This window comes from Lentzea cavernae (assembly GCF_014653695.1).
Lineage (GTDB): Bacteria > Actinomycetota > Actinomycetes > Mycobacteriales > Pseudonocardiaceae > Lentzea > Lentzea cavernae.
In genome coordinates, this window is sequence record NZ_BNAR01000008.1 from 98,911 (window position 1) to 114,225 (window position 15,315).

The window sequence follows — 15,315 nt, forward strand, 5'->3', positions numbered from 1 at the left end:
CGTTCTGGCTGGTCCGGGCTTAGCTTCGGGCGGTGGCCAACGAACTGACAATCCCGCTTCTGCCCTGTGTCGACATCGACGAGATGGCGGCGTTCTACGAGATGCTCGGCTTCACGAAGACGTACAGGCAAATGAAGCCGAACCCGTATGTCGCTCTGAAGCGTGAAGACATCAACCTGCACTTCTACGGGATGCCGGGGCACGTTCCGGAGAACTCGCACAGCACGTGCGTGGTCATCGTCGAGGACACCGGGCCGTTGTACGAGGCGTTCGCGGCGGCGATGCGCGCGGTGCACGGGAAGGTGCTGATCTCCGGCATTCCGCGGATGACCCGGCCGCGGCTGCGCAACGACCGGTACACCGGGTTCGTCGTGGTGGATCCGGGGGGCAACTGGGTCCGGATCAGCAAGGGCGTTCAGGAAGCCGAAGCGAAGACCAAGCTCGCGAAGGCCATGGAGAACGCCGCCCGGCAGGCCGACGCCCGCGGGGACGAGCGGCAGGCGTTGAAGATCCTCGAAGGCGCGCTGAAGCACGCCGACGGGACCGAGCCGGAACTGCCGGAGGCGCAGGCCTACCGCGACGAACTGGTCGAGCGGATCACTTCGTCTGAGCCGCGTCCAGGCGCTTGAGGGCCGCCCTGACCACCTCGGGGTCGTAGGTAGTCCAGAACGGGGGGAGTGAGGCCCTGATGAAACCGCCGTAACGAGCGGTGGCGATGCGGGGGTCGAGGACCGCCACGACGCCCTTGTCCGACATCGACCGCAGCAACCGGCCCGCGCCCTGGGCCATCAGCAGGGCGGCGTGCGTGGCGGCGACGGTCAGGAAGCCGTTGCCGCCGCGGGAGCTCACCGCCTTCTGCCGGGCGGAGGCCAGCGGGTCGTCCGGGCGCGGGAACGGGATCCTGTCCATGATCACGAGCTGCAGGCTCGGGCCGGGCACGTCCACGCCCTGCCACAGCGACAGCGTGCCGAACAGGCACGTGCGCTCGTCCTCGGCGAACTTCTTGACCAGCAGGCCCGTCGCGTCGTCGCCCTGGCAGAGGATCGGGTGCTCGAGCTTGTCCCGCAACGCCTCCGTGGCCTGCTTCGCCGCGCGCGTCGAGGAGAAGAGCCCGAGCGCCCGGCCACCCGCCGCGTTCACCAGGCCCTCGATCTCGTCCAGGTACTCCTGCGGCAGCCCGTCACGCCCCGGCTGCGGCAGATGTTTCGCCACGTAGAGGATTCCGCTCGTGCCGTGCTGGAACGGCGAGCCGACGTCGAGACCCGTCCACTTCGGACCGTCGATGTCCTTCTCGGTCGCCGCGCCCTCGATCTTGCGGACCTTCTCCGACGGCGGCAGGCCCCACTGGCGCGCCATCGTGTCGAAGGCGCCGCCCAGCGTCAGCGTCGCAGACGTCAGAACGGTGGTGCGCTTGGCGAACAGCCGCTCCCGCAGCAGCCCGCCGACACCGAGCGGGGCGACCCTGATGGACGGGGCCTTCTGGTTGAAATCGCCGGAGATCCACACGACGTCGTGTTCCTCGTCGAACGCCTCCAGCACCCGCACCGCGCAGTCGTGGACCTCTTCGAGGAGGGCGAGCGCGAGCTTGCGCGCCGTCGCCGCGTCCGGGTCTTCCTTGCGTTCCGACCCCATGGCCGACATGCAGTTGTGGGCGGTGTCGCGCGTGGCGGCGAGAGCGCCCGCGAGGGCTCGCGGCAACGCGTCGAGCCGGCCCGACGGCATGTCCTCGAGGATCATCGCCAGCCCGTCGCTCGCCTCGGCCAGCCGATCGGCGATGTCCTGGTCGATGAGCCGCCCGCACCGGCGCGCCGCCATGGAGACGCTCGCGCCGCTCAGTTCCTCCGTCGCCACCGAGGTGATGCGGTCGACCAGGTCGTGCGCCTCGTCGATCACCACCACGTCGTGGTCCGGCAGGACCTGGTAGCCCTCCAACGCGTCGATGGCGAGCATCGCGTGGTTCGTGACCACCACGTCCGCCTTGCCGGCCTCCGCCCTGGCCCGTTCCGCGAAGCAGTCGGACCCGATCGGGCACTTGCTCACGCCGAGGCACTCGCGGGCCGTGACGCTGACCTGCCGCCACGCCTGCTCGCTGACACCCGGCACCAGCTCGTCGCGGTCCCCGGTCTCGGTGTCCGACGACCACTCGTGCAGCCGCTTCACCTCGCGCCCGAGCTTCGACACGGCGAACGGGTCGAACAGCGCGTCGTCCTCCGGCTCGTCGGGCGCGCCGTTGTGCACGCGGTGCATGCACAGGTAGTTCCTGCGGCCCTTGAGGATCGCGAACGTGGGCTCCCTGCCCAGGTCCTTCTTGAGCGCCTTGGACAGCCGCGGCAGGTCCCGGTCGACCAGCTGCCTCTGCAGCGCGATCGTGGCCGTCGAGACCACCACCGTCTCGTCCTCGGCCACCGCGTGCCGGATGGACGGCACCAGGTACGCGAGCGACTTGCCCGTGCCGGTGCCCGCCTGCACCGCGAGGTGTTCGCCCGTGCGGATCGAGTGGTCGACGGCCTCGGCCATCTCCACCTGACCAGGGCGCTCCGCGCCGCCGACGGCGTGGACGGCGGACTCGAGCAGGCTCAGGGTGGGGGGAACTTCAGGCACGGGACAGACCGTACCCGGCAGGTCCGACAGTCCCGGTCAGGAGTCGCTGACCGGTCCGCTCCAGCGGTAGAGGGAGAGGTTGTACCCGCTGCCGGTGACGCTGCTGACCAAGTCGTTCCCGTCCGGACCGGCGAAGCGGATCTCACGGATCTCGTCGTCGGACAGGTACGCGCGTTCCACGGGAAATGCGGCGCCCTCACGGTCGATGCGGCCGGCGAGCTGGGCACCCAGGTACTCGGCGAGACTGTTCCGGACTCCAACGCCCGCGCCGCCCAGCACCTTTCCGAGTCGCGCCGCGAAACCGGGATGGGCGCGCTCCACCTTGATCGCGAGCTGGTAGGCGGTCATGTAGGGCCGGCCGTCCTGATCCAGTGCGGCCCTCACCTTGGCCAGCACGCCGTGCTCGTCCCACTTGGTCATGCCGCGCCTGTCGGGTTCGCCGTCCTCGCCGTTACCGCTCAGCCACCGGGACGCGGACGGCCGGGAGGCGGCGGTGGCGGGTTGGCGGGCGCGGCAGGTGGGCGGCGGGTGAGAGGCCTGCGGGGTGAGGGCTGCGCGGTTCCGGACATCGGGCTGTGACGCCGTCGCTCAGTCGCCGCCGCCTCCACCGCACCCACCACCACAGCCGCCTCCGCCGTCACCACCACCATCACTGCCGCACGAACTCGACGAACACCCGCTGCCACAACTGCTGCTGGACGACGTGTCGCGGTGCGGCAGCAGCCCGATCGCGGCGGCGCTGAGCCCGAACATGCCCGCGACCGCGAGCCCGCTGACCCTGCCGCGCAGCCCGCGCACCGCGACGGCGCCCAGCGGGTCCTGCGGGCTCACGCGCCGCTCGGCCCGTTTGACCGCGACGTAGCCGGACCTGGTCCGCAGCCGGCCGGGGTCGCGGGTCGACAGCAGCGTGGCCCAGACGATCAGCAGGGCGCCGGTCGCGTAGTACTTCCAGTCCGGCAGACCGGGGACGCGGCCGTTGACGAGGTCCTCGACCGGGCTGACCACCTCCGGCCAGAGCCAGTCGAGGAACCCCACGCCGAGCAGGGCGAAGCCCAGCAGGAACAGCCACGGGTACAGGCGGGGGCGCCACGAGCGGCGGTGGCGCAGCAGGCGGCGGTCGGCGAGGTGGCCGCGCAGGCCGGCACCCTCCGCCGAGAGGGCCGCGCCGTGCAGGACGTCGTGCAGCGGGCGGCCGTAGCGGGCGTGCTGCAGGATCTGTGCTTCCAGCGGCGTGGACGGGCCGTGGCCCGGGACGTGGACGGCGCTCACCACGCCCTCGCGGGAGATGCGCACCAGGCCTGCCTGGAGCAGGCGGGCCAGGGCGACCTCGGCCGCGCGGGCCGGGCCGCCCACGAGGCAGCCCAGCTCTTCGGGGGTATGCGTCGTCACGCGGATTTCTCGGCTTCGGGCCTCACGTCGTTACGTCGGCCATGATCCGGTCGAACAACTCGAGGGACGCCTCGGCGTGCGCGACGGTCAGCGGCACGTCCGAGCCCCGCCGGGACGCCACCAGGTCCAGGACCGGGAGGTCCGGCCAGCGGGCGGCGGCCAGTTCGCCGGCGCGCGACTTGCTGACGATCTCGCCGGTCCGGATCGTGTGCCACAACCGGGCCGGACCCAGACCCACCCACAGCAGCGACTCGCGGGGAATGGTCGTCGCGAGGTCCAGGGAGGGCAGCACCTCGCGGAAGCGGTCGAAGTCGAGCTTCCAGTAGCTCACGAGGTTGTCGCGGCAGTACGCCTCGACGTCGGCGGCGGTGCCGGGGCATGAGGGGCGTGTGCCGCGCACGGTCTGACCGACGGTCCGCAGCTGTTGCCACAGCACGGGAGTGATCTCCCCGGCCAGCGGCGTCACGTCGAAGACCGGCTTCTCCAACGAGCCCGCCAGGACGACCGCCACGTCGGCACCCTCGAAGGCGGGCACCTCGGCGGGCGACGACAGCTCGATCACGACGTCGAGGTCCGAGTCGGGCACCACGTCGTCGAGCACGTGCGATCCGTACAGATGCGCGCCTGCCACAAGGCCCGGCAGGCGCGCGTCCAGGTACGACAAGTACTCCCCGGGTGTGATCACCCGGTCCAAGCTACCGGCGGCGGACGAGCGCCCAGGCTCCCGGCAGCACACCCGCGGCCAGCGCGACCTTCAGCGCGTCGCCGATCAGGAACGGCAGCACGCCGACGGCCAGGGCCTTGCCGAACGACATCCCCGCCGCCGCCATCAGCCACGGCACACCGACGGAGTAGATCGCGAGGTTGCCCAGCGCCATCGTGCCGATCGTGCGCAACGGCGTGCGGTCACCACCGCGTCCGGCCAGGTAGCCGACGAGGGCACCGGCGAAGACGAAGCCGACGACGTAGCCGAGCGACACCGGGACGCCGGACGAACCGCCCTGGAACCACGGCACGCCCGCGACGCCCGCGATCAGGTACAGCAGCATCGAGGTCGCCCCGCGCTGCCAGCCCAGGGAGGCGCCGACGAGCAGTGCGGCGAACGTCTGGCCGGTCAGCGGAACAGGGCTGCCGGGGATCGGCAGCGCCACCTGGGCGGCGAGACCGGTGAAGGCGGCACCGGCGACGACCAGGGTCAGGTCGCGGACCAGTGCCCCCGGCACGAAGTCGGCGAGCACGGTGCGACGAGGCGCGAGTGCGAGAGTCACGTTCCCTCCCAGGCGGAATCGAGTGAACCGAGGTTAACCACGGAGACTCGAGAACGTCTTTGTTCGATCTCTACAAAGTGACCGGTCACACACGCTTCTCAGACGTCCAGGGCGACCTTGCCCGCCACGCGGTCCTCGTTGCGCCGCGTTTTGGTCCAACCGTTGTTGCCCCGCACCAAACGGATCAGCGCGCGCCACGACGTGATGTAGAAGGTGTAGATGTACAGCGCGTAACCGAACCCGTACGCGATGGACTTCCAGAACCCGACGTCGACGCAACGCGCGCGGTACACCGGCCCCCACAGGACGAACGGCAACAGCCCGAACGCGCCGTACACCGTGAAGAGGATCCACGCGCCGTCGAAGAACCACGTGACGACTTCGGAAGGCGACACCGCGAACCGGTAGGCCATCATCGCCATCGGGATCGGGTAGATCAGCGTGCCGAGCAACTGCATCCACGGTTGGGCGAGGTAGTACATCATTTCGGCGGCACCGAGGGTCGTCAGGTGGTCGGAGTCCCAGATGCGCCGCAGATAACGCATGCACTGCATGGTTCCCTGACCCCACCGGGTGCGCTGGGCGAGGAACCGGCGCAACGAGTACAGCGCTTCCTGGTTCACGTGCGTGTCCAACGAGAAACCCGTGTGCCAGCCCGCTGTCAGCAGGTGCACGCCGAGTTCGAAGTCCTCCAGCAGCGAACCGCGCCAAGGGCTTCCGGTCGGTCCCGCGATCGAGTCCAAAGCGGACAGACGGGTGAACTGGCCGTTGCCGCCCATGGAGATCGTGCCCGTGGCGCCGCGCGACATCTGGATCGCCGCGATGGCCGTGCGGAACTCCAGGTCCTGCATCCGCACGAGCCCGGCGCCGAACGCGCGCCGCCACCGCGTCACCCCCGGCTGCCGCTCGCCCGCGTTGATCATCCGCACGTCGACCTGCACGGCGCCGATCCGCGGGTTGCCGAAGAGGTGGGTCGCCGCGCAGACCTCCAGGCAGTTGGGCGCGGGACGGCCGTCCGCGTCCACCACGACGATGATCGCGCTGTCGGCGTCCGCGCGACGGCCCATCCACATCTTCAACGTGCGGTAGGCGTCGTTCAGCGCGTTGCCCTTGCCGGTGCGGGCATAGGGCCGTTGGCGTTGCACGAGGTGGATCTGCGGATCGCGAATGCCGCCGTTGCGCTTCAACGTCCGTACCACGCCGGCTGTGCGGTCGTCGGAGTCGTCGTCGATGACCCACACGTGCGCGATGGGGAACGTGTCGCGCAGGTACCGGATCGTGCCGCCGATGACGGCCTCCTCGTCACGGCACGGCACGAAGAAGTGCCACTCGAACGACGAGGGTTCCCCGACGGGCGCGGGCTTGCGCCGCAGGTACGGGATCACGATCACGAACACGTACGTCACGAAGGCGACGCTCATCGTCAGAGCGAGCGCCTGCGTGAACCCGAGGACGAGGTCGAGGCTCACTTCCGCGTGGCCAGCCAGACGAACGCGACCAACGCGGCCGCGCCACCGAACACGCTCACCATCGACCCGAGCAGCGTGTGACCCCAGTAGTAGCCGGTGTCGACGCCCAGCCAGTTCACCAGGCCCACCAGCGTCAGCACGCGGAACTGGTTGACGACGACGACCGCGAACCCGGCGACCCCGAGCGCGAACAGCACGCGGCTCTGGATGCGCGGGCGCAACGCGATCATCACCGCGCCGACGACGATCAGCGGCAGCACCAGGAACGCGGACGTGCACTCCGGCGTCATCCGCAGTCCCAGCGGGGTGTCCGAGCCGAGTCCGAAGTAGACGGTCTGGCGGTCGGGGACCACGTGCACGCCGTACGAGCTGATGACGCTCAGGACGGCGCCGGACAGCGAGATCTCCGCCGTGCGGTACAGGCGGTGCGCGAACACGAGTCCCGCGGCCACGGCGAGCAGGACGACCACCGTCACCCGGCTCGGGAATGTGGCGCGGCGCAGGGCAAGCGTCACCCGAAGATCCTTTCCACCGATGAGGGAGCGCCCAGACGGGCTACTTGACGTTCCATCGGTAGACGCAACGTCATCCCTCACCCCCGGATCGGGTGACGCCGTGACCGGAAATTGATCAAAAACCCCACGATGAGTGGCCCCGATTGGGCAAGTCGAGTGGTCGTGTCGCTCGATACGGGGAGTAACCCTCAGTTCCCTCGAAAGAACGCCGATGCCGGTAATTGCCCCCGGAAAGCGTGAAACCAGATTGGTATCAGCGCGCCCTGGGGGCCGGAGGAATCAAGGGAAGGAGTTTCATGCGTGTCCGAATGACGGGACTGGCTGGAGTCGTCGCGATCGCCGCGCTCCTGGTCGGTGCCGCACCTGCTTCGGCCGCTCCGGGGGACGCCTCGGCCTACGGTGCGAGGCTCAACGTGACGCTGCTCGGCAGCCCCGCGGTCAACGCGGAGCCGTTCGCCGCCGCCAACGCGAACGGGCCGACGCAGAACACGTTCGCCGGCGTCGATCTCACCGGGATCCTGAAGACCGGTGTCATCAACGCCGCGGCGTCGCGGGACGAGAACTCCGGCGGCGTGTACTCGCGGGCGAGCACCGCGGACGTCCGGCTCGACCTGCTCTCCAAGGTCACCGGCAAGATCTCCGCCGAACTGGTGGAGGCGGAGTGCACGGCGACCCAGAAGGGTCTGTCCGGCAAGTCCAAGCTCGCGGGCGTCAACCTCGGCAAGCTCGGCCAGGTCAACGCGGATCCGGCGGCGAACACCAAGCTCGACGTGCAGCTGGCCGGCATCAAGATCGCCGAGGTGATCTTCAACGAGCAGGTCAAGAACAACGACGGCAGCCTCACCGTGAACGCGATTCACATCAAGCTGCTGCAGGGCGTGCTCGGCTCGATCGGCACCGGCGACGTGATCCTGTCGTCCGCCACGTGCGGTCCCGCCGGCCTGCCCATCCCGATGGCGTCGGGCGCCGGCCTTTGGATCGGCCTGGGCCTGCTCGGCGTCGTCGCCGCTCCGGTCGCCTTCGTGGCGCTGCGCCGCCGCGCGTCGCTGCCCGCGGCCTGAACGGAGAGCGGCGGATGTACAAGGTCCCTGGTACCGGCGTTGGTGTCAGCACGGGCGTGGGTGCCCTCGCGGTCACCGGCGCGGACGTGACGTGGTGGATCGTCGCGGGAATCGTCCTGCTCGTCGCGGGTGCGGTCGTGCTGCACCTGACGAGGCAGAAGCGCCGCGCGGTCCCCGTCCAGACCAGACCGAACCGAGCCGGCTGAATCGGTCCGCCTGGGGTTGCCCCCGGCCCCAGGCGGACCTCCCGGTCTCCCCGAGAGAGGACAACGGTGAGCAAAGAGGTTCTGCTCGTGGCCGGCACGCGGCCAGAAGCACTGAAGATCGCCCCGGTCGCCATCGCACTGCGGGGGCACCCCGGCCTCCGTCCCACGATCGTCCACAGCGGACAGCACTCCGGCATGGTCGAGCAGGCGCTCGGCGCGTTCGACCTGGTGCCGGACGTGCGGCTGGACGTGCCCCGCAGCACCGGGACGCAGGCCGAACTGGTCTCCCGGCTGCTGCCCGAGTTCGACGCCGTGCTGCAGGAGCGCGAGCCGGCGGTCACCCTCGTGCAGGGCGACACCACGACGACCCTGGCCGCGGCGCTCGCCTCCTACTGGCGCGGAATCCCCGTGGCGCACCTCGAAGCCGGTCTGCGCACCGGTGACCTGTACGGCCCGTTCCCCGAGGAGGGGACCCGGCAGATGATCTCCCGCATCGCGTCGCTGCACCTCGCGCCGACCGACGACGCCGCGAACGCGCTGAACTCGGAATGCCTGCCGGACAGCCACATCGTCGTCACCGGCAACACCGTCGTGGACGCCGTGCAGCGCGTCGCGTCGGCTGACCTGCCCGCGTCCAGCCCGGACCTCGCGGCCCTGGAACGCGGCCTGGACGCCACCGGCGGCCGGCTCATGCTCGTCACCGTGCACCGCCGCGAGTCGTGGGGCCGCCCGCTCATGCGCGTGCTCAACGCCGTGCGCGCCATCGCCGACCGCCACCCCGACCTGCACGTGCTCCTCCCCGCGCACCCGAACCCCGGTGTGCGCGAACAGGTCGTGTCGCACCTCGGCGGCCACGAGCGCGTCGTCATCACCGACCCGCTCGACTACCCGGACCTGGTGCGCGTCCTCAGGCGCGCCGCCCTCGTGCTGACCGACTCCGGTGGCATCCAGGAGGAGGCGCCCACGTTCGGCGTGCCCGTGCTGGTGCTGCGCGAGACCACCGAACGCATGCTCGCCGTCGACGCCGGGTGCGCCTGGCTCGTCGGCACCGACACCACCCGCATCCTCGCCGAGGCGGGCTGGGTGCTCGGCTCCCGGCTGCGGCTTCCCCTGGGGCGCAACCCGTTCGGCGACGGGCGTGCCGCCGTCCGGGTGTGCTCCGCGCTGGAGAGGCTCGCGGGCCTGCCCACCGCCCTGCCGCGCCGGGAGCCGTACGCCACCCTGGTCGGCGTGGGATCCCGCTGACCAAGAACGAATGTCACTCAACCGGGTAATTGCCCACACGAACGGGTGATATGAGGTCCTCGGTTGTCATCAGCGCCCCGCGGCACAACCATTATCGGGCCGTGGGAATCGAGGCAATGCGAAAAATGCGCAAGAGTTCGATCGCGTGCGCTGTGGTCGCGCTGGCGTTCGCGACCGCGGCCCCCGCGCTCGCGGCGAACCCGCCCGGAACCGCGTCGGCAGGCTCCGCGGACTTCGCGAAGGCCGGCCAGGCGTTCAAGGTGGCACCCCTCGCGGTGTGCGACGTGAACCCGGACGTGGCGGGCACCGTCACCGGCGCCAGCCCCGCGGTGAGCAGGACCGGGCTCAAGATCGGCGAGACCAGCTCCACCTGCACGACCGAGGTGGTGAACCCGGCCGAGCTGCTGACCACGACCAAGTCCGTGGCCAAGGGCTCCGGGTTCGAGCTGTCCGCGCTCACGGGCGTCAGGGGGCCGCGGCTCAAGATCGCCGAGTGGTCGATCACCTGCGACGCCACCGAGAAGGGCACGTCGGCCGGCTGGGAGCTCAAGGGCATGTCCGGGTGGACCGGGCTGCCGCAGCAGATCCCGTCCGGGTACGTGCACGACGTCAAGGCGGGCGACGGGACCGTGCTCGCCAGGGCCAAGTTCACCGACACGGTGTTCCCGGTGCCGAACGACGGCAGCATCTCGATGACGCTGCTGAAGATCACCTTCGAACCGTCGTCCGGCTACGCGGGAAGCATCACCGTCGGCACGGTGGCCTGCTCACCGACTCCTTAGGAGACACCGACGCCCGCGGCGAGCAGCTCCTCGACGGCGGCGTCGCGGGTCGTCTGGGCGACCGCCGCCGTCAGGTCGACGAGCACCGTCGTGCGGAAGCCGTTGCGGTGCGCGTCGAGGGCGGTGGCGCGCACGCAGTGGTCGGTCGCGATGCCGACCACGTCCACCTCCGTCACGCCCCTCTCCGTCAGCCAGCCCGCCAGGTCGTTCTCCGCCTCGAAACCCGAGTAGGCGGCGGCGAACCGGCCCTTCGAGAACACCTGCTCGATCCCGGACACGTCGAGCTCCGGGTGGAACGACGCGCCGGGCGAGCCCGCGACGCAGTGCACCGGCCACGAGTCGATGAAGTCGGGCGTCAGCGAGAAGTGCGCGCCGGGATCGACGTGGTAGTCGCGCGTCGCGACGACGTGGTCGTACGCCGAGATGGCGATGTGCTGCGAGATGGCCGCCGCGACGGCGGCACCTCCCGCCACCGCGAGCGATCCGCCTTCGCAGAAGTCGTTCTGCACGTCGACGACGATCAGTGCCTTGGTCATGTCAGCTCTCCAGGTAGATCGTCGGGATCGCGGGCTCGCCGCGCGAGAGCTTGAGGCCCTCCCACGGCACGCTCACCAGCGCCGCGCGCAGGCGTTCGCGGCTCTGCTCCAGCGTGGGCACGTCGTCGGTGAGCTTCCCGTCGCGCACCAGCGGGATCTGCACCAGCCTGTCGTGCGGGCCGAGCTCGGGTTCCGACGGGGCCTGGAACACGACCTCCTCGATGGCCGTGCCCGTGTCCTTGTGGCGGCGCAGCGCCTTCTTCCAGCCGCCGCGCGACTGCTTCGACGTGCTGCGCTTCTCGACGTGCCTGCCGTCGACCTCGACCAGCTTGTAGACCATGCCCGCGGTCGGCGCTCCGGAGCCGGTCACGACCGACGTGCCCACGCCGTACGCGTCCACGGGCTCCGCGCGCAGGGCGGCGATCGCGTACTCGTCGAGGTCGCTCGACACGACGATCCGGGTGTTCTTCGCGCCCAGCGAGTCGAGCTGGTCGCGCGCCTGCCTGGCCATCACGCCGAGGTCGCCCGAGTCGATGCGGATCGCGCCGAGCTCGGGGCCGGCGACGGCGACCGCGGTCTTGATGCCCTCGGAGATGTCGTAGGTGTCGACCAGCAACGTCGTGCCGACGCCCAGCGCCTCGATCTGGCTGCGGAACGCCTCTTCCTCGGTGTCGTGCAGCAGAGTGAACGCGTGCGCGCACGTGCCGGCCGTCGGGATGCCGTGCCGGCGGCCCGCCTCGAGGTTCGAGGTCGCGTGGAAGCCCGCCAGGTAGGCCACGCGGGCGCACGCCACGGCGGCTTCCTCGTGGGTGCGGCGCGAGCCCATCTCGATCATGTGACGGCCGTTGGCCGCGGTCACCATGCGGGCGGCGGCGGACGCGATCGCGCTGTCGTGGTTGAGGATCGAGAGGGCGAGCGTCTCCAGCACGACCCCCTCGGCGAACGAGGCGCGCACGGTCAGCACCGGCGAGCCGGGGAAGTAGAGCTCGCCCTCGGGGTAGCCGTCGATCTCGCCGGAGAACCGGTAGTTCGCGAGCCATTCCAAAGTGGAATCGTCGACCACCGCGTTGCGGCGCAGCTGCTCGATCTCCTCGTCGCCGAAGCGGAAGTCCTTGATCGCTTCGAGCAGCCTGTTCGTGCCCGCGACCACGCCGTAGCGGCGCCCGTCGGGGAGCCGGCGGGCGAAGACCTCGAACACGCACGGACGGTCACCAGTGCCGTCACGCAGCGCGGCCGCGAGCATCGTGAGCTCGTAGTGGTCGGTCAGCAAGGCCGTCGAGTTCATGGTCACCAACCCTAAGCTCGCATCCGGTTTACCCGCACGCGGTCTCCGTCACTGCGGCGAACATGACACCATTGGCGGTATGACCACGCCCGTCGAACAGGAACGGACGCAGCCGGAGGCCGTCGGTGAGGAAGTCGCCGCCGAGGACCGACCCTGGCAGACCGTGGTCTGGAACGACCCGGTAAACCTGATGTCCTACGTGACGTACGTGTTCCAGAAGCTGTTCGGGTTCAGCAGGGACCATGCGACCAAGCTGATGCTCGACGTGCACCACAAGGGCAAGGCGATCGTGACATCGGGCACCAAGGACAAGGTGGAGGCCGACGTGGCGAAACTCCACGCGGCAGGGCTCTGGGCGACCATGCAGCGGGCCTCGTGAAGAGGTGGAAGCGCGACGGCGACGTGGTCGTCGGCACGCTGGACCGGCAGGAGGCCGCGGTCGTGCGCGGTCTGGTCAGCCAGATCCAGGACATGCTGCTGGCCCGCGCCGAGGAAGCGCCCCAGGACGAGCTCGCGGAGCTGACGGGCATCAGGACCGGCCCGTCGGAGGCTCCCGACGACCCGATCCTGGGCAGGCTGCTGCCCGACTTCCACCGCCTCGACGACGACGCGCCGGACCCGGACGAGGTCAACTCGGCGTCGGCGCTGCGCTCGTTGCACGAGCCGGAACTTCTGGACCACAAGACGGCGGCGGCCGAGACCGTGCTGCAGACCTGCTCGCCCGACGGCGGTGAGCTGCGGCTGACGATCGCGCAGGCCGAGGCCTGGATGGCGTCGCTCAACGACGTGCGTCTGGCCCTCGGGACCGCCCTGGACGTCACCGAGGACATGCCGGACGAGCTGCCGCCGGAGGACCCGAGATCGCCGCACCTAGGCGTCTACCACTGGCTGACCTGGGTGCAGGACACCCTGGTCGAGGCGATGCTGCCGTGATTCCCGGCGTCCTCGTCGGCCACCACCACCGGGTCGGACCGGGCTGGGCTACGGGCACGACCGTCGTCCTCGTGCCCGAAGGCGCGGTCGGGGCCGTCGACGGGCGCGGTGGCGCGCCCGGCACCCGCGAGACCGACCTGCTCGACCCGGCGAACCTGGTCCAGCAGGTCCACGCGATCTGCCTGTCCGGCGGCTCGGCGTACGGGCTCGCGGCTGCGGACGGCGTCATGCGCTGGCTCTCGGAACGCTCGATCGGCTTCCAGGTGGGCGCCCAGCCGCACCACGTCGTGCCGATCGTGCCGGGCGCGGTGATCTTCGACCTGCCGATGTCGGAGTGGGGCAACCGGCCGGACTCCTCGTTCGGGTACGCGGCCTGTGAGGCTGCGTCGGAGACTTTCGACCTGGGCTGCGTCGGCGCTGGTGCCGGTGCCAGGGTCGGTTCGCTGAAGGGTGGCGTCGGCGTCGCCTCGGCCACCGTCGGCGCGCATCGGATCGGCGCGCTGGCCGTGGTGAACGCGGCCGGTGAGGTCGTCGACCGCGCCTCCGGCCTGCCGTGGCTGCCGTCTTTGGGCGCCCGGCCGGTGGTGCTGCCCGAACGCAAGCCCGAGGGCCTCAACACCACGATCGGCGTGGTCGCGGTGGACGCAGACCTGTCCAAAGCGGAGTGTCAGCGGCTCGCGATGGCCGCGCAGGACGGCCTGGCCCGCGCCGTGCGGCCCGCGCACTCGATGTTCGACGGCGACACGGTGTTCGCGCTGGCCACGGGTGCCGTGCCACTGGAGGGGCCGCGCGCGTTCGCGTTGGACGCGCTGTGCACCGCCGCTGCCGAGGTGTTCGCCGGGGCCGTGGTGTCCGGTGTGCGCGAGGCGACGTCTTTGAACGGCGTGACGGCGTTCCGCGACCTCTGAGTGGGTAACCACCCGCCATGGCCGATGTGATCGATCAAGCAGCAGGTGTCGTCTCCGAGCTCGCGCCGCCCGGTGCGCCGCGCGAGATCCCCGGCAGGGAGCTGGCGGTGGTCGCGCCCGCCGGGTTGTTCGCGCTGGCGTTCCTGGTGCCGCCGGGCGTGGGCAAGGTGCTGATGAAGCTGGGTGTCGCCGCCACACCGCTCGCCGCCTGGGCCGAACTGGCCGCGTGGCGCGGGCTCGACCAGGCGCAACGGCGGCGCGGGGTGGCGTTGCTCGCCCTCTACGTCGTCGTGGTGCTCAGCCGGCGTCGGTGAAGGCCCGCTGACCTGCGCGAACAAGTCCCTTCGCGCAGGTATCTCGCATTCCGAGACAACTCTCGCCAGCCCGTAGGATGAAGGCGTGCTGGTGATTCGCCGTGACCTGGTGGACGCGATGGTGGCCCACGCGCGCCGCGACCATCCCGACGAGGCGTGCGGGGTGATCGCCGGGCCGTACGGGTCCGCGACCCCTGAGCGCTTCATCGAGATGGAGAACGCGGAGCGGTCGCCGACGTTCTACCGGTTCGACGCGGCCGAGCAGCTCAAGGTGTGGCGCGAGATGGACGCGAACGACGAGGTGCCGGTGGTCATCTACCACTCGCACACCGCGACCGAGGCGTACCCGTCCCGCACCGACATCTCGTTCGCGGGCGAGCCGGAGGCCCATTACGTGCTGGTCTCCACGCGTGACCCGATCGAGCACGAGCTGCGGTCGTACCGCATCGTCGACGGTGTCGTGACCGAGGAACCGGTCAAGATCATCGAATCCTGAGTTGCACCCGTTTCCCGGAGGTAGAACCACCATGGCAGTCACCGTGTCGATCCCGACCATCCTGCGCACCCACACCGGGGGCGAGAAGTCGGTGTCCGCTGCCGGTACGACGCTCGCCGAGGTCATCGACGACCTGGAGAACAACCACGGCGGCCTCAAGGCCCGTCTGGTCAAGGAAGGGACGCTGCACCGCTTCGTCAACGTCTACGTCAACGACGAGGACGTGCGCTTCTCCGGTGGCCTCGCCGCCGAGGTGAAGGACGGCGACAACGTCACCATCCTCCCGGCCGTCGCGGGCGGCTGATCT

Annotated in this window: 20 protein-coding genes; 11 read left to right on the forward strand and 9 right to left on the reverse strand. The window is 70.3% G+C overall.

Features of this window, described 5'->3' with window-relative positions:
- The first annotated feature begins 32 nt into the window (after positions 1–32).
- Positions 33–629 (forward strand): DUF8817 family protein, encoded by a 597-nt coding sequence (locus IE307_RS25680; protein WP_191301931.1) that lies wholly within the window; start codon positions 33–35, stop codon positions 627–629.
- Here the strand turns inward: IE307_RS25680 and IE307_RS25685 are convergent.
- The 7 genes from IE307_RS25685 to xrtP form a co-directional block, all read right to left on the reverse strand.
- Positions 598–2,601: an ATP-dependent DNA helicase gene (locus tag IE307_RS25685; protein WP_229905057.1), complete on the reverse strand. Its 2,004-nt coding sequence runs from the start codon at positions 2,599–2,601 to the stop codon at positions 598–600. The genes IE307_RS25680 and IE307_RS25685 overlap by 32 nt on opposite strands.
- A gap of 36 nt (positions 2,602–2,637) precedes the next feature.
- Positions 2,638–3,021, reverse strand: coding sequence for a hypothetical protein (locus IE307_RS25690; RefSeq protein ID WP_191301932.1), 384 nt, complete (start codon positions 3,019–3,021; stop codon positions 2,638–2,640).
- Between the two features lie 168 nt (positions 3,022–3,189).
- Positions 3,190–3,996 carry a TIGR04222 domain-containing membrane protein gene (locus IE307_RS25695; RefSeq protein WP_308436405.1) on the reverse strand — a complete coding sequence of 269 codons (807 nt, stop codon included), beginning with the start codon at positions 3,994–3,996 and terminating at the stop codon, positions 3,190–3,192.
- A gap of 16 nt (positions 3,997–4,012) precedes the next feature.
- Positions 4,013–4,675 (reverse strand): nucleotidyltransferase domain-containing protein, encoded by a 663-nt coding sequence (locus tag IE307_RS46940; RefSeq protein ID WP_229905058.1) that lies wholly within the window; start codon positions 4,673–4,675, stop codon positions 4,013–4,015.
- Positions 4,676–4,685: 10 nt separating this feature from the next.
- A complete protein-coding gene (locus IE307_RS25705; RefSeq protein ID WP_229905059.1) occupies positions 4,686–5,258 on the reverse strand; it encodes a biotin transporter BioY in 573 nt (190 codons plus the stop codon).
- Positions 5,259–5,356: 98 nt separating this feature from the next.
- Positions 5,357–6,727, reverse strand: coding sequence for an XrtP-associated glycosyltransferase (locus tag IE307_RS25710; RefSeq protein WP_505744281.1), 1,371 nt, complete (start codon positions 6,725–6,727; stop codon positions 5,357–5,359).
- Complete coding sequence (gene xrtP / locus IE307_RS25715) at positions 6,724–7,242, reverse strand: exosortase P (protein WP_229905060.1); 519 nt, start codon at positions 7,240–7,242, stop codon at positions 6,724–6,726. Before xrtP ends, IE307_RS25710 begins: the two co-directional genes overlap by 4 nt.
- Positions 7,243–7,538: 296 nt before the next feature.
- Between xrtP and IE307_RS25720 the strand changes: the two genes are divergently transcribed.
- The 4 genes from IE307_RS25720 (at position 7,539) to IE307_RS25735 (ending at position 10,536) form a co-directional block, all read left to right on the forward strand.
- Positions 7,539–8,303 (forward strand): choice-of-anchor protein CoaP, encoded by a 765-nt coding sequence (locus tag IE307_RS25720; RefSeq protein ID WP_191301934.1) that lies wholly within the window; start codon positions 7,539–7,541, stop codon positions 8,301–8,303.
- 14 nt (positions 8,304–8,317) lie between these two features.
- Positions 8,318–8,509: an LAXTG motif-containing small protein gene (locus IE307_RS25725; protein ID WP_191301935.1), complete on the forward strand. Its 192-nt coding sequence runs from the start codon at positions 8,318–8,320 to the stop codon at positions 8,507–8,509.
- A 66-nt stretch (positions 8,510–8,575) separates the two neighbouring features.
- Positions 8,576–9,754: a non-hydrolyzing UDP-N-acetylglucosamine 2-epimerase gene (gene wecB / locus IE307_RS25730; protein ID WP_191301936.1), complete on the forward strand. Its 1,179-nt coding sequence runs from the start codon at positions 8,576–8,578 to the stop codon at positions 9,752–9,754.
- Positions 9,755–9,879: 125 nt separating this feature from the next.
- Positions 9,880–10,536: a hypothetical protein gene (locus IE307_RS25735; RefSeq protein ID WP_191301937.1), complete on the forward strand. Its 657-nt coding sequence runs from the start codon at positions 9,880–9,882 to the stop codon at positions 10,534–10,536.
- Here the strand turns inward: IE307_RS25735 and IE307_RS25740 are convergent.
- Both IE307_RS25740 and IE307_RS25745 read right to left on the reverse strand, forming a co-directional pair.
- Positions 10,533–11,072, reverse strand: coding sequence for an isochorismatase family protein (locus IE307_RS25740; protein WP_191301938.1), 540 nt, complete (start codon positions 11,070–11,072; stop codon positions 10,533–10,535). The two genes, IE307_RS25735 and IE307_RS25740, sit on opposite strands and share 4 nt — an antisense overlap.
- 1 nt (position 11,073) lies before the next feature.
- Entirely contained in the window at positions 11,074–12,357 is a 1,284-nt protein-coding gene (locus IE307_RS25745) for a nicotinate phosphoribosyltransferase (RefSeq protein ID WP_191301939.1), read from the reverse strand.
- A gap of 79 nt (positions 12,358–12,436) precedes the next feature.
- Between IE307_RS25745 and clpS the strand changes: the two genes are divergently transcribed.
- From clpS to IE307_RS25775, 6 genes are all read left to right on the forward strand, one after another.
- Positions 12,437–12,736: an ATP-dependent Clp protease adapter ClpS gene (clpS, locus tag IE307_RS25750; RefSeq protein ID WP_030479230.1), complete on the forward strand. Its 300-nt coding sequence runs from the start codon at positions 12,437–12,439 to the stop codon at positions 12,734–12,736.
- Positions 12,733–13,290 carry a DUF2017 domain-containing protein gene (locus IE307_RS25755; RefSeq protein ID WP_191301940.1) on the forward strand — a complete coding sequence of 186 codons (558 nt, stop codon included), beginning with the start codon at positions 12,733–12,735 and terminating at the stop codon, positions 13,288–13,290. The genes clpS and IE307_RS25755 overlap by 4 nt, the downstream gene beginning before the upstream one ends.
- Entirely contained in the window at positions 13,287–14,198 is a 912-nt protein-coding gene (locus IE307_RS25760) for a P1 family peptidase (protein WP_191301941.1), read from the forward strand. Before IE307_RS25755 ends, IE307_RS25760 begins: the two co-directional genes overlap by 4 nt.
- A 17-nt stretch (positions 14,199–14,215) precedes the next feature.
- On the forward strand, positions 14,216–14,512 hold the full coding sequence (locus tag IE307_RS25765; protein WP_191301942.1) for a hypothetical protein: 297 nt from the start codon (positions 14,216–14,218) through the stop codon (positions 14,510–14,512).
- Positions 14,513–14,597: 85 nt separating this feature from the next.
- Complete coding sequence (locus IE307_RS25770) at positions 14,598–15,008, forward strand: M67 family metallopeptidase (protein WP_268250407.1); 411 nt, start codon at positions 14,598–14,600, stop codon at positions 15,006–15,008.
- 31 nt (positions 15,009–15,039) lie between these two features.
- Complete coding sequence (locus IE307_RS25775) at positions 15,040–15,312, forward strand: MoaD/ThiS family protein (RefSeq protein WP_030479225.1); 273 nt, start codon at positions 15,040–15,042, stop codon at positions 15,310–15,312.
- Positions 15,313–15,315 lie beyond the last annotated feature (3 nt).

Bases quoted from the DNA above. Each gene is read 5' to 3' on its own strand.
- IE307_RS25740 (WP_191301938.1), bottom strand. From the start codon at position 11,072: ATGACCAAGGCACTGATCGTCGTCGACGTGCAGAACGACTTCTGCGAA.
- IE307_RS25775 (WP_030479225.1), top strand. From the start codon at position 15,040: ATGGCAGTCACCGTGTCGATCCCGACCATCCTGCGCACCCACACCGGG.
- IE307_RS25765 (WP_191301942.1), top strand. From the start codon at position 14,216: ATGGCCGATGTGATCGATCAAGCAGCAGGTGTCGTCTCCGAGCTCGCG.
- IE307_RS25690 (WP_191301932.1), bottom strand. From the start codon at position 3,021: ATGACCAAGTGGGACGAGCACGGCGTGCTGGCCAAGGTGAGGGCCGCA.
- clpS (WP_030479230.1), top strand. From the start codon at position 12,437: ATGACCACGCCCGTCGAACAGGAACGGACGCAGCCGGAGGCCGTCGGT.
- IE307_RS25725 (WP_191301935.1), top strand. From the start codon at position 8,318: ATGTACAAGGTCCCTGGTACCGGCGTTGGTGTCAGCACGGGCGTGGGT.
- IE307_RS25720 (WP_191301934.1), top strand. From the start codon at position 7,539: ATGCGTGTCCGAATGACGGGACTGGCTGGAGTCGTCGCGATCGCCGCG.
- IE307_RS25735 (WP_191301937.1), top strand. From the start codon at position 9,880: ATGCGCAAGAGTTCGATCGCGTGCGCTGTGGTCGCGCTGGCGTTCGCG.
- IE307_RS25745 (WP_191301939.1), bottom strand. From the start codon at position 12,357: ATGAACTCGACGGCCTTGCTGACCGACCACTACGAGCTCACGATGCTC.